Raw genomic sequence first — 14,243 nt, forward strand, 5'->3', positions numbered from 1 at the left:
GATGTGTTTAAGAATGCAAGAAACAGTGATAAAAATTTAAAAATAATATTATTTTACTTGGAGAGATTATGCCTAAACTACGTTCAGCGACCAGTACACAAGGTCGTAATATGGCAGGTGCACGTGCTTTATGGCGGGCAACAGGAATGAAAGAAAATGATTTCGGTAAACCGATTATCGCGGTTGTCAATTCATTTACTCAATTTGTACCCGGACATGTTCACTTAAAAGATATGGGGCAACTAGTTGCTGCTGAAATTGAAAAATTTGGTGGGGTAGCAAAAGAGTTTAATACCATCGCTGTAGATGATGGAATTGCTATGGGGCATGGAGGTATGCTCTATTCTTTACCGAGCCGAGATTTAATTGCCGATAGTGTTGAATATATGGTTAACGCTCACTGTGCTGATGCGATGGTTTGTATTTCTAACTGCGATAAGATCACACCGGGAATGTTAATGGCCGCATTGCGTTTGAATATTCCAACAGTCTTTGTTTCAGGTGGCCCAATGGAAGCGGGTAAAACCAAATTATCCGATCAAATCATTAAATTAGACTTAGTGGATGCTATGATTCAAGGTGCAAATCCGAATGTTTCAGATGATGTCAGCGAACAAATTGAGCGTTCTGCTTGTCCAACTTGTGGCTCTTGTTCAGGTATGTTTACCGCCAATTCAATGAATTGTTTAACCGAAGCACTGGGCTTGAGCTTACCGGGAAATGGCTCATGTTTGGCTACTCATGCCGACCGCAAACAACTTTTCTTAGCGGCAGGAAAACAGATTGTTGAACTGTGCAAACGTTATTATGAACAAGATGATACATCTGTTTTACCTCGCTCAATTGCCACAAAAGAAGCCTTTGATAACGCTATGAGTCTTGATATCGCTATGGGTGGTTCGACCAATACCGTTTTGCATTTATTAGCTGCTGCACAGGAAGCGGAAGTCAATTTCACTATGGCGGATATTGATCGCCTTTCTCGGGTAGTACCGTGCCTGAGCAAAGTTGCACCAAATACCCAAAAGTATCACATGGAAGATGTGCATCGTGCTGGCGGTATTATGGCAATTTTAGGTGAATTAGATCGTGCCGGCTTGTTGAATAGCCAAACTCGTACAATTTTGGGTATGAGCATAGGTGAACAAATTGCAAAATATGACATCAAACTCACTCAAGATAAAGCCATACATAAATTTTTCCGTGCAGGACCAGCAGGGATTCGCACTACTCAAGCTTTCTCGCAAGATTGTCGTTGGGATACGGTTGATGATGATCGTGAAAATGGTTGTATTCGCAGTAAAGAATTTGCGTACAGCCAAGATGGTGGGTTAGCTATGTTGTCAGGCAATATTGCTTTAGACGGTTGTATAGTCAAAACTGCTGGAGTAGATGAAAGCATTTTAAAGTTCAGCGGTAAAGCCATTGTATTTGAAAGTCAAGAAGATGCTGTATCAGGCATTTTGGGGGGTAAAGTACAAGCTGGACATGTTGTGGTGATTCGGTATGAAGGACCAAAAGGCGGACCGGGTATGCAAGAAATGCTTTATCCAACCAGTTATCTCAAATCTATGGGCTTAGGTAAAGCTTGTGCCTTACTTACAGATGGTCGTTTCTCCGGTGGTACATCGGGACTGTCTATCGGACACTGCTCACCGGAGGCGGCGGCAGGCGGTTTAATTGGTGTAGTAAAAGATGGTGATATTATTGAGATTGATATTCCAAATCGTCGCATCGAATTGATGGTATCCGAAGAAGAACTTGCTGAGCGTCGAGCAGAGCAAGATAAACTTGGCTGGAAACCAGCTAATCGCCAGAGAGAAGTTTCCTTTGCTCTAAAAGTTTACGGATATTTCGCAACATCTGCGGACAAGGGTGCAGTACGAGATAAAACGAAGATATAAAAGTTAAAAGTGCGGTGTTTTTTATCTAATCGTGCCCTAAAACCACGTCCTTTAGGGGGGGATATAAAGCACAAATATGATATACTTCTTACTGCTAACAGAGGTCGCTTTAGACTCTCAATGACGGCATAATCAGGGCAGGACGTGCCCGTAGCGTCTGTGAAGTGAATCGCATTGGCGGTCAGCAGCAGAAACCCACCGAGAGTAGCCCATTGCTTGCAATGGGAGCTGGTAGGAATCTCCTTGCTTTAGCTAGGGGAGGACGTCAAAGCAGAAATGGTAGTGAAAATGGCACTTTCTGTAATAGAAAAAGTTAGTGATGATTAATAAAAATAATCAAAACCAACTTTTGTCTACTGTGCTTTTTTAGATAGCAGGATAAAATCACACCTTTTTATTAACTATTGAACTTCAATACTGGCACTTTATTTTCGGTGACTGTTTCTTCTTCCACTATAACTTTCTGTAAGTTTTCAATAGAAGGGAGATCATACATAGTATCAAGCAATAGGGTTTCAACAATAGATCGCAAACCTCTGGCACCTGTTTTACGAGCTAGTGCTTTTTTCGCCATTGCAATCAATGCTTCTTGGGTAAATTCTAATTCAATATTTTCTAAGCTGAATAAAACTTGATATTGCTTAGTTAGGGCATTTTTCGGCTCAGTTAAAATTTTTACCAAAGCCTCCTCATCCAGTTCGCTTAAAGGTGCGATAACAGGTAAACGACCGATAAACTCCGGTATTAAGCCAAATTTCATTAAATCATCAGGTTCAACTTGCTTAAATAATTCGGTTAAACTGACTTTCTCTTCATCAATACGAACATCAGCACCAAAACCAATACCTTTGCCACTGGTATTCGTTCTTTTCTCAATAATTTTATCTAAACCGGCAAAAGCACCGCCACAAATAAATAAAATCTTAGAGGTGTCCACACGCAACATTTCTTGTTGAGGATGCTTTCGTCCGCCTTGTGGAGGAATAGAAGCTACCGTTCCTTCAACTAATTTTAGTAAAGCCTGCTGCACACCTTCGCCTGATACATCACGAGTAATAGAAGGATTTTCAGACTTACGTGTAATCTTATCAATTTCATCAATATAGATAATACCTTGTTGAGCTTTCTCTATATCATAATCACAATTTTGTAATAATTTTTGCAAGACATTTTCAACATCTTCACCAACATATCCCGCTTCAGTTAAAGTTGTTGCATCTGCCATTGCAAAGGGAACATTGAGCATACGAGCTAACGTTTGTGCCAATAAAGTCTTGCCACTGCCTGTCGGGCCGATAAGCAAAATATTACTTTTGCCCAATTCAACCTCAGAAGTATTTTTTTCGCTACGTAAACGTTTATAATGATTATACACCGCCACAGCTAATACTTTTTTAGCATAATCTTGGCCTATGACATAATCATCTAAATGTGCACGAATTTCATGTGGTGTCGGTAATTTAGGCTCTTCCTCTTGAAATTCTTCATCAATTTCTTCGATGTCATCCGCATTAGCTAACATGTCATGACATAATTCAATACACTCATTACAAATATAACCGGATGTGCCTGCAATTAATTTATCTACTTCTTTTTGTTCCTTACCACAAAAAGAGCAATGTAATTCTTTTTCTTTTGTCATTTCTTTACCCAATATCTACCGTTTAATTAACACGTCATCAACTAAACCGTACAATTTTGCCTGTTCTGCAGACATAAAATTATCACGATCAGTATCTTGTTCAATTTGTTCAATAGATTGTCCTGTATGAAATGCTAAACGTTCATTTAACGTCTGCTTAATTTTTAAAATTTCTTGTGCATGAATTTGAATATCAGAGGCTTGTCCTCTAAAGCCACCTAAAGGCTGATGAATCATCACTCTTGCATGAGGCAATGCCGCCCTTTTACCTGCTGTGCCACCCGCCAATAAAAATGCTCCCATTGAACATGCTTGTCCAATACAAAGAGTTCTCACATTAGGCTTAATAAATTGCATAGTATCATAAATTGCCATTCCGGCAGTGACTGAACCGCCGGGAGAGTTTATATAAATATTAATGTCTTTTGCTGGATCTTCCGCTTCCAAAAAGAGAAGTTGAGCAACAATCAAGTTTGCCATACGATCTTCAACTTCTCCAGTCAGAAAAATCACCCGCTCTTTTAATAGACGTGAATAAATATCATAAGATCGTTCGCCTCTTGATGTTTGTTCTACGACCATAGGAATGACGCTCATATATACCTCTTCTAAAAAATCTAAATAACAAAAGTGCGGTCATTCTTACAAAACGACCGCACTTAAAACTATAAAAAGCTATAAATTACGCTTGAGGGTTCATTACTTCATCAAACGAAGACGCTTTCTCAGTTACCTGTGCTTTCGTTAATACAGCATCAACAGCTTGTTGTTCTAACACGACATTGCGAATGTTATTCATTAACTCTTTGTTTTTACTATAATATTCAATCACTTCTGCTGGTTGTTCATAAGCTGATGCAATATCTGCGATCATCGCTTTAACACGTTCTTCATCAGCCTTTAACTCATTAGAAGAGATGACTTCAGAGAATAATAAACCAACCTGAACACGGCGTTTAGCTTGTTCTTCGAATAATTCACGTGGTAATTGTGCAGCTTGTTGAGCATTACCGCCAAAACGTTGTGCTGCTTGATTACGTAATACTTCAATTTCTTGCTCAACTGCGGCAGTAGGTACTTCAATTGGATTTTGCTCTAACAAACCGTCAATTACCTGAGTTTTAATACGAGAAACCAAAGCATTTTTCAATTCACGTTGCATATTTTTTGCAATTTCATTGCGTAAATCCGCTACATTTTTTGTATTAGGGCCAAATTTTGCCACAAATTCATCTGTTAATTCAGGTAATTGCATTACTTCTACTTTTTTCAAAGTAATCGAAAATTTAGCAGCTTTCCCTTTTAGATTTTCAGCATGATAAGTTTCAGGGAAGGTTACATTAATTTCAAATTGTTCACCCGCTTTATGACCAATGATACCCTCTTCAAAACCGGGAATCATCCGACCTTGCCCCATTGCCAAAACAAAGTCTGTTGATTTTCCACCCTCAAACTCTTCGCCATCAACAGAGCCAACGAAATCGATAGTAACACGATCATCAGCTTTAGCAACATCTTGAGTTTCAATCCAAGTTGCTTGTTGTTTACGTAAAATGTCAAGCATCTTATCAATATCGGCGTCTGAAATTTCCACAACCGGTTTTTCAACCTTGATTTTATCCAGTCCTTGAAGCTGAACCTCTGGATAAACCTCAAAAGTCGCTGTAAATTTTAATTCTTTACCAGCTTCAAATTGTTCTACTGTAAATTCTGGGCGACCGGCTAAATTCACTTTATTTTCAAGCATCACATTGAAAAAATGTTTTTGTAATAAATCGCCTAATACATCTTGGCGAACAGATGCACCAAAACGTTTTTCAATCATTTGTGCCGGTACTTTACCTTTACGGAAACCGTCAATACGTGCATTTTTTGCTACACGTTTCAATTCTTCACGCACAGCTTGCTCAACAGCTTCAGAAGGAACGGTGATATTTACACGACGCTCAAGACCTTGAGTTGTTTCAATATTAAATGACATTATGTTACCTCAAAAAGAATTTGTACTCGGCGGAAACACGCACCGAACACGTTAGTAAATTAAATTTACATTAAAAGACGAGGAATTATAGCGATACAAAAGCAAACAGTCGAGGAAATGACAAATAAAAATCTGCATTTGAACATTTTTTAGCCTAATAGATAAAATTTTTTTGCCAAGAAATTTTTCCATAATTTTGGTTCTCCTGTTGAGAAATATAAAATTTCTGATGTTCGCATATCACAAAAAGTTATTTTTACGATCCAGATCGTAAAAAAAGTGCGATGGTATTTTCCATATTTTCTTTTTGCAACAAAATTCTCAGTACATCATTAACCGAATAATATAAACGCACAATATGATAATTCCTCAATCTGAAGATATGTCTCCTATAGTGATGTCGATCGATGGAGATACTTATGAAATAACACCGCACTTATGGCAAAGAAATCAGCAACAATCCCAAATTCTGCTACGCTATTTTGCCATTCCTTTACAGGAAAATGAACAAACGTTATGGTTAGGCGTTGATAGTCTAAATAATATTAGTGCCTGTGAAACATTTGCATTTTTGTATGGAAAAATTGTAGAACCGGTTTTACTTAATAACCAATTACTTAAACAGTTACTACAAAACTTATCACCACAGCAAAATAATATGTTCGTTGAAGAGCAACCTATAAATCAATATGTAGCCGAGCATCGTATAGAAGTAACTGAAAAGTCTGATGAACCCGTGATTCAACTTTTAGATCACATTTTTGAAAATGCGTTAAAGCAACATGTATCAGATATTCATATTGAACCGCAAATGAATTGCTTGCAAATACGTTTCAGAATAGACGGTATTTTACAATGCCAATCGCCTCTTCCGCTTTCGCTGAGTAAGCGTATTCTTTCACGTTTAAAGTTACTGGCCAAATTGGATATAAGCGAAACACGGTTACCTCAAGATGGACGATTTCATTTTAAAACAACATTTTCTGACATCCTTGATTTTCGTTTATCAACCCTTCCGACGAATATGGGTGAAAAAGCCGTGTTGCGTTTACAGCAAAATAAACCTGTACAGTTGAGTTTTGCGGAACTCGGCATGACAGAAAACCAGCAAAAATCATTCAAACAGGCACTATCTCAACCCCAAGGACTCATTTTAGTGACCGGTCCAACAGGGAGTGGAAAAAGTATCTCACTTTACACCGCACTTCAATGGCTGAATGATAAGCACAAACATATTATGACAGCGGAAGATCCGATAGAAATTGAATTGAACGGTATCATTCAATGTCAAATAAATCCGCAGATCGGGTTAGATTTTAGCCGACTGTTAAGAACTTTTCTTCGTCAAGATCCTGACATTATTATGTTGGGTGAAATTCGGGATAATGAAAGTGCAATAATGGCATTAAGAGCAGCACAAACCGGACATCTTGTTCTCTCAACTTTACATACAAATGATGCTCCGTCGGCAGTTTCACGCTTGCTTCAATTAGGGGTAAAGCAACATGAAATTGACAATAGTTTATTATTGGTCATCGCTCAACGCTTGGTACGAAAAAAATGTCCACATACAGAAAATGAAAATTGCACTTGTCATCAGAAATATCAAGGGCGAATTGGTGTTTATCAATTTTTACAACCGCATCTAATAGATAATCATATTTGCTACCAAACGGATTATGCTCATTTGCGTGAAAGTGCAATGGAAAAAGTGCGGTTAGAAATAACAGATTTAGCAGAAGTGGATAGAGTTATTGGACAAAGTAGTGAATAAAAAACGGATCTTCATGATCCGCTTTTAACCTATTTAAACTTTTTCAACTTTAACTTGTTTAATCATATTATCCGCCACTTCTAATACAGTAATTTTTAGCCCATTTATTTCACATTCAGTTCCTTCATTAGGAATTTCTTCTAAATGTTCTAAAATCAATCCATTAAAAGTGCGGGCATCTTCGGTATCTAAATTCCAATTAAATAATTTATTTAAATCACGTAAATTGGCAGATCCTTCAATAATTATTGTTCCGTCAGATTGCTGTGTCACTTCTTCATCAATAGATGGGGCGGTTGAAGTGGTAAATTCACCGACAATTTCTTCCAAAATATCTTCTAACGTTACGAGTCCTTTAATATCCCCATATTCGTCTACGACCAAGCCAATACGTTCTTTATTGTTGCGGAAATTAAGTAATTGAGTATTTAATTCTGTCCCCTCAGGGATAAAATAAGTTTCATCTACTGCACGAATGAGCGTTTCTTTACTAAATTCATTTTTATCCAGCATTAGGCGATAAGCCTCACGAACCCGTAATATACCCAGTACATTTTCATCAATACTGCCTTTATAAAGTACAACACGCCCGTGAGCGGCATGATTCAGCTGACGCATAATCGCTTTCCAATCATCATCAACATCAATACCGGCTATATCATTACGTGGCACCATAATGTCATCGACCGTAACTTTCTCTAAGTCCAAAATAGAAAGAAGCATTTCTTGGTGTGCAGAAGGGATATATTGTCCTGATTGATTCACTATTGCACGTAATTCTTCTGAGTTAAGAGAATGTGCTTTTACTTCATTTTTTAAACGAAAAAGTTTCATTAGCCCGCTAATAAATAGATTTATAATAAAAACTAATGGACTAAAAATTTTCAATAGTATGCTAATAATATGACTTGAAACAAAAGCAACTTTTTCAGGATAAAGTGCGGCAATAGTTTTAGGAAAAATTTCTGAAAAAATTAACATTACAAAGGTCAATAAACCTGTCGCAACGGCAACGCCAACATCACCATATATACGCATACCTATAATGGTTGCAATTGCTGATGCGGAAATATTAACTAAGTTATTGCAAATTAAAATTAGACTGAGGAAAACATCCGTTCTCTTAAGCAATTTCTCTGTTTTTTGTGCCCCTTTATGCCCTTTTTCTGCTAAAAATCGCATACGATAGCGATTAACGGAAAGCACTCCCGTTTCAGAACCGGAAAAATAAGCTGAGAGAATAAGTAAGATAATTAATGTAATAAATAAGGTACTAAGGGGGATACTATCCAAAATATAATCCTTTCATTCATTTCCATAATGCCATAATATTTTTACTTATGACAATGAGACCAAGACATTTTATAACTCTAAAATAACACGACTACCGAAATAAGCGACAGTGAGCAAGATCATACCTGAAATTGTATAAATAATCATTCTTTTTCCTCGCCAATATAATTTCCAATGTCCAAATAAAGCTATACCGAAAACAAACCAAGCTAAAAACGAAAAAATAGCTTTGGGAATATTATGAGCGGAGAAAAAATCAATTAATTGAATGCTACCGGAAATAAGTGTCAAAGTAAGTAATATTTGCCCGCTAAACAAAGAGCGAAAGAAATGTTTTTCAACGGTCATTAATGGAGGAACAACCGGTGAGAAAGTTAATTTTTTACTTTTTAAGCTATTATCAATCCAGCGTAATTGAATGGCATACAACATAGCAATAAAACAAACGGAATATGCAAATAAAGATAAGGCAATATGGAATAATAAACTTGTATTTTGACTTAAATGATAAACCCAAATTTCAGGTAATAATGCTTGTAAAATTAAATTGATAATAGAAAAACAGTAAACTATAGGCAACAGAAACCAAAGTGTTTTTACTCGAGCCAAAATGGCAACAGTTGCAATAGCAGCAATCATGGCACTCACTAACGAGCAAATTTCAATTAACGTGAAATTATTACCTATGAACAAATGAATAAATAACTTATTTAACGCAATAAAATGGCTAATAATTGCGATGAGTGCGGTGACTAAAAAAGCCATTTTATTCAACTTAACTTCTTGACCGCCTTGCCCTAATAACATTGGCATGATTAATAAAATGCTAATTAAATAAAAAAAAGCTGAAATAACCGCAAACCACATAAATTTACCTTACACAATATATAATAATGGTTCTTATTCTAACTTATCCACTTGATAAAATCGCTATAAATTTCTTGCAAATGATGAAAATTTACCGAATTTCAGTATAATTAAAGCAGTAGTTTTTTCAAGAAAATATAGGATTAGAAATGTTTGAAAATTTATCGGATCGCTTGTCAAAAACCTTGCGTAATATTACCGGAAAAGGTCGTTTAACTGAAGATAATATTAAAGATACATTGCGTGAAGTCAGAATGGCGTTATTAGAGGCTGACGTTGCCTTACCTGTTGTCCGTGAATTTATTCATCAAGTCAAGGAACGAGCGATTGGCGAAGAAGTCAATAAAAGTCTTACGCCTGGACAAGAATTTCTCAAAATTGTCCAAACCGAATTAGAAAAAGCCATGGGGGTGGCAAACGAAAAACTCAATTTAGCCACTCAACCACCAGCTGTGATTTTAATGGCAGGTTTACAAGGTGCAGGAAAAACAACCTCCGTCGGTAAATTGGCGAAATTCCTAAAAGAGAACTACAAAAAGAAAATAATGGTAGTTTCTGTCGACGTCTATCGTCCGGCAGCAATTAAACAGTTGGAAACATTGGCTCAATCTATCGGCGTTGATTTTTATCCTTCCAATGTTTCACAAAAACCTGTTGAAATTGCACGTACTGCATTGGCTGAGGCAAAACTAAAATTCTATGATGTCCTAATTGTTGATACTGCCGGTCGTTTGCATGTAGATGACACAATGATGGAAGAAATTCAACAAATTCATACCGCACTTAATCCAATTGAGACCCTATTTACTGTCGATGCTATGACTGGTCAAGATGCGGCAAATACAGCAAAAGCATTTAATGAGGCATTACCACTGACGGGGATCATTTTAACGAAAGTTGACGGTGATGCTCGTGGTGGTGCGGCACTTTCTATTCGTCATATTACCGGAAAACCAATTAAATTCTTAGGTGTCGGTGAAAAAACCGAGGCACTTGAACCGTTCCATCCGGATCGTATTGCTTCTCGTATTTTAGGTATGGGTGATGTTCTTTCTTTGATTGAAGATCTACAACGTTCAGTCGATCAAGAAAAAGCAGAAAAAATGGCAAAAAAATTCAAGAAAGGAGATAGCTTTACTCTTGAAGATTTTCGTGAACAACTTATCGAAATGAAAAAAATGGGCGGAATGATGTCCATGCTGGAAAAACTACCGGGTGCGAGAAATCTCCCTGATCATGTAAAAAGTCAAGTTGATGATAAAATGTTCAATAAAATGGAGGCAATTATTAATTCTATGACCTTAAAAGAGCGTGCTAATCCGGATATTATTAAAGGTTCACGCCGACGCCGAATTGCATTGGGATCAGGTACACAAGTGCAAGATGTGAATAATCTGTTGAGACAGTTCAATGAAATGCAGCGTATGATGAAAAAAATGCGAAAAGGCGGTATGGCGAGAATGATGCGTGGCATGCAAGGCATGATGGGGGGATTAGGTGGATTAGGAAATATGTTTAGACGTTAATATCCACATATTTATAGGGCGAGTTGGATACTCGCCTTTCTTTTATTCAGTTTTTGTTAAATCTCTAATCTTGCGATAGACCACGTCCAAATTCGTACTAAAATGAATTTTATGTATTTCTTTCACTGTCTTAGATTTAACAATCGTTCTTAAGGGTTGGAACTGCATATTGCACATATGCAATTCTTGTGAAGGCAACATATGTTGGATAAAACGGGTCAAAGCATGAATTCCTCCAGCATCAAGCACAGTTACTGCATCACATTGCAATACAATATGTTTGATCTCTTTCCCTGTATGAGTAGTTTTTTCATGTAAGTCGGCAAACAAGTTATCCGCTGCGGCAAAAAAGAGCGGTCCACTAATACGAAAAACTACGGTATCACACAGATCCTCAGGATGTGCAATTTCAAAAGATCTTGTCATTTCAGCAATAGTACGAATAAACAATAGACTTGCTAAAAGCACGCCAACGGTAATTGCAATTACCATGTCAAAAATGACAGTTAAAGTTAAACAAGTCAGCAAGACTGCAATTTCATTCAAACCTGATCGACGGATTAATTGAACAATTTGCCCAACGTTTGCCATATTCCAAGCAACCACAAGCAACAACGCAGACATAGAGGCAAGCGGTAAATAAGACAATGCTTTTGCAAAAAATAATAGAGAGAATAAAACTAATAAAGCATGTATCACACTGGAAATAGGTGACACCGCCCCTGATTTCACATTAGCCGCAGAACGGGCAATAGCTGCTGTTGCTGTAATCCCTCCTAAAAATGGTGCAACGATATTTCCTAACCCTTGAGCCAATAATTCATTATTAGAATGGTGCTTAGTACTAGTCATATTATCCAATATCACCGCACAAAGTAGAGATTCAATTGCACCTAATACTGCCATAGAAAATGCCGCCGGCAATAAGGCCTGCAAGGTATTGAAATCCCAATTGATCACTTCTCCATCAGCATTGGGAAAATTCCAAGGCAAAATAATTTCGGGTATGACATTCGGAATACCATATCCCGTACTACCGTCTGATAGGCTATAACTAAAAGAAGAGCCTATTGTTGCCACATCAAAGCCAAAATGAATCAATGCAATGGATAATAACGTACCGATAATAACAGCGGGCAGATGACCGGGTATAGGTAAACGAAACTTATGCCATTTTGTCAGTAAAATTAGCGTTACAGTTCCGACTGCAGCATCAGCCCAATTAATCGTTGGAAGTGCGGTAAAAATTGCTTGCAATTTGCCAAGGTAATGTACCGGCATTGTGGCGACATTCAAGCCAAGAAAATCTTTAATTTGCAATGTCGCAATCACAATCCCAATTCCACAAGTAAAACCAAGCGTTACAGAGAGCGGAATATATTCAATCAAACGACCTAGACGAAAAAAAGCCATTAAAATTAAAATAATCCCTGACAATAGAGTTGCCATGAGTAACCCGCTTAACCCAAATTGCTGCGTCACAGGGTATAAAATCACCACAAATGCCGCTGTAGGGCCGGAAATATTAAAACGAGAGCCACCGGACAGAGCAATCACTATCCCAGCAACAATAGCGGTATATAAGCCGTGCTGAGGCGGTACACCGCTGGCAATAGCTAATGCCATGGACAAAGGAATAGCAATAACACCAACAGTAAGTCCTGCAATAATGTCCTTTATAAGATGCGACTTACCATAGCCAATTTTAAAGCTATCTTGTAGTGCACTAAAAGGACGAACGGCAAGAAAAATATTTTTAGTTAAAAACCACTTTTTCAACATATAAATTCCAACAGACAAGATGATAGAGAGAAGTATTGTAACTGAAATTTAAGCTAATAATTTGTTTTAGCACAAGAAAAATAAAAAATACTTGACTGAATTAGAAGAAATCTTTATATTTGCCGCCCTAACTTCAATGGTGAGATGTCCGAGTGGTTGAAGGAGCACGCCTGGAAAGCGTGTATGTGGGAAACTGCATCGGGGGTTCGAATCCCCCTCTCACCGCCAGAGCTCTTCTTTTCTCTGTTTTTTTCTGTCTTTTTTCTTTCATTTTTTATCATTAATCCATTGAAATATAAGAATTTTTTGCGTTTTTTCTGTGTTTTTCTGTGTTTTCTCTGTTTTTTTGTTATCTGTGTTTATGTGCCTTTTTGTTACTAAATGATCCCTAATTTGTGAGCTTTTACTCACAAAATTTTAATTTTGGATTTTTTAGGGATCATTTGGGATCTTTTGGGCTTGTTTATTCAATTAAATCATGAGGTTAGATGATGGCTAAAATTAATCAATCTTTTGTCGATAAACTGAAAACTACGGGGAAACAAGAGCAGATTTCTTTGGGATATAAGCTTTTTTTGGTTATGTCTCCTAAGGGGACTAAATCTTATCGTTATATTTTTCGGCATCCTGTTACTAAGGCTATTAAGAAGAAGAATTTGGGAAATGCTGATGTGATGTCTCTTGAGTCCGCTTTGTCTTTGGCTATTTCTTTTAATTCTTTGCTTGAGCAAGGTGTCGATCCTGTTGAGAATTTTAAGGCACAATTTAAGCCTGTGGAGAGGGTTGTTTTTACTCTGTCTATGGTTGTTGAGGATTGGCATGTTACTAAGGGGATGCGTTTGAGCAAGAAACATTTACGCGATAGGTTAGCCCGTTTTAAGCGTTATTTGTTGCCTCACTTTGGGGAGCGGGAGGTTTTGGATATTTCTTTGTTTGAGGCTCGTGAGGTTATTAAGGCTATTTTTGAGCGTGCACCTCATATGGGGGAGAAGGTGGCCCGTGATTTGCGGGAGTTGGGCGATCATGCTGTTGATATGGGGGTTTGGAGTGCTAATCTTTTGGCTCCTATTAAGCGTTCTTTTCCTCGGCCTAAGGCTGTTAATAATCCTTGTATTCGTGCCGATGAGTTGCCTGAATTTTTGTGTGTGTTGGCTCGCTCTCGTTTGGATTTTCAGACTCGGCTTTTGATTGAATTTCAGCTTTTGACTATGGTGCGGGCTAATGAGGTTGTTACTGCTAGGTGGGTTGATGTGGATTTTGTTAATGCGGTTTGGCGTATTCCCGCTGAGAATATGAAGATGAATAAGGCCCATGATGTGCCGTTGAGCTCTCAGGCCGTTGCTCTGTTGTTTGAGTTGCGTAAGTTTAATGCTGATAAGCCTTTTATTTTCCCTCATCGCTCTATTGACATCCTCCCCCGCCTAAAGGCAGGGGATTCCTACTAGCTCCCACAGCAAGCTGTGGGCTACTCTCG

General features: G+C 37.7%; 10 protein-coding genes and 1 tRNA gene. 5 read left to right on the forward strand and 6 right to left on the reverse strand.

Features of this window, described 5'->3' with window-relative positions:
- The first annotated feature begins 68 nt into the window (after window positions 1–68).
- A complete protein-coding gene (gene ilvD, locus HSM_RS01085) occupies window positions 69–1,904 on the forward strand; it encodes a dihydroxy-acid dehydratase (protein WP_012341084.1) in 1,836 nt (611 codons plus the stop codon).
- A gap of 397 nt (window positions 1,905–2,301) precedes the next feature.
- Here ilvD and clpX read toward each other — a convergent pair whose 3' ends face one another.
- The 3 genes from clpX to tig all read right to left on the reverse strand — a co-directional run bounded on the left by clpX (window position 2,302) and on the right by tig (window position 5,527).
- Window positions 2,302–3,546 (reverse strand): ATP-dependent protease ATP-binding subunit ClpX, encoded by a 1,245-nt coding sequence (gene clpX / locus HSM_RS01090; protein ID WP_012341085.1) that lies wholly within the window; start codon window positions 3,544–3,546, stop codon window positions 2,302–2,304.
- A gap of 15 nt (window positions 3,547–3,561) precedes the next feature.
- Window positions 3,562–4,143 (reverse strand): ATP-dependent Clp endopeptidase proteolytic subunit ClpP, encoded by a 582-nt coding sequence (clpP, locus tag HSM_RS01095; protein ID WP_012341086.1) that lies wholly within the window; start codon window positions 4,141–4,143, stop codon window positions 3,562–3,564.
- Window positions 4,144–4,228: 85 nt separating this feature from the next.
- A complete protein-coding gene (tig, locus tag HSM_RS01100) occupies window positions 4,229–5,527 on the reverse strand; it encodes a trigger factor (RefSeq protein ID WP_011609585.1) in 1,299 nt (432 codons plus the stop codon).
- A gap of 382 nt (window positions 5,528–5,909) precedes the next feature.
- Here tig and HSM_RS01105 point away from each other — a divergent pair, with 382 nt between their 5' ends.
- On the forward strand, window positions 5,910–7,301 hold the full coding sequence (locus tag HSM_RS01105; RefSeq protein WP_136122165.1) for a GspE/PulE family protein: 1,392 nt from the start codon (window positions 5,910–5,912) through the stop codon (window positions 7,299–7,301).
- Window positions 7,302–7,334: 33 nt separating this feature from the next.
- Here HSM_RS01105 and HSM_RS01110 read toward each other — a convergent pair whose 3' ends face one another.
- A complete protein-coding gene (locus HSM_RS01110) occupies window positions 7,335–8,594 on the reverse strand; it encodes an HlyC/CorC family transporter (protein ID WP_012341088.1) in 1,260 nt (419 codons plus the stop codon).
- A 69-nt stretch (window positions 8,595–8,663) separates the two neighbouring features.
- A complete protein-coding gene (locus tag HSM_RS01115) occupies window positions 8,664–9,461 on the reverse strand; it encodes a cytochrome C assembly family protein (protein WP_011609582.1) in 798 nt (265 codons plus the stop codon).
- A 149-nt stretch (window positions 9,462–9,610) separates the two neighbouring features.
- On the opposite strand from HSM_RS01115, the gene ffh reads away from it, so the two are divergent.
- Window positions 9,611–10,987, forward strand: coding sequence for a signal recognition particle protein (gene ffh, locus HSM_RS01120; protein WP_012341090.1), 1,377 nt, complete (start codon window positions 9,611–9,613; stop codon window positions 10,985–10,987).
- 42 nt (window positions 10,988–11,029) lie between these two features.
- On the opposite strand, the gene dauA is transcribed toward ffh, so the two are convergent.
- Entirely contained in the window at window positions 11,030–12,769 is a 1,740-nt protein-coding gene (gene dauA / locus HSM_RS01125) for a C4-dicarboxylic acid transporter DauA (RefSeq protein ID WP_012341091.1), read from the reverse strand.
- 138 nt (window positions 12,770–12,907) lie between these two features.
- On the opposite strand from dauA, the gene HSM_RS01130 reads away from it, so the two are divergent.
- Together HSM_RS01130 and HSM_RS10435 are read left to right on the forward strand one after the other, a co-directional pair.
- Window positions 12,908–12,997 (forward strand) — tRNA-Ser (locus HSM_RS01130).
- Between the two features lie 263 nt (window positions 12,998–13,260).
- Window positions 13,261–14,214: a tyrosine-type recombinase/integrase gene (locus HSM_RS10435; protein WP_012341092.1), complete on the forward strand. Its 954-nt coding sequence runs from the start codon at window positions 13,261–13,263 to the stop codon at window positions 14,212–14,214.
- The last annotated feature ends 29 nt before the right edge of the window (window positions 14,215–14,243 follow it).

This window comes from Histophilus somni 2336 (genome assembly GCF_000019405.1).
Lineage (GTDB): Bacteria > Pseudomonadota > Gammaproteobacteria > Enterobacterales > Pasteurellaceae > Histophilus > Histophilus somni.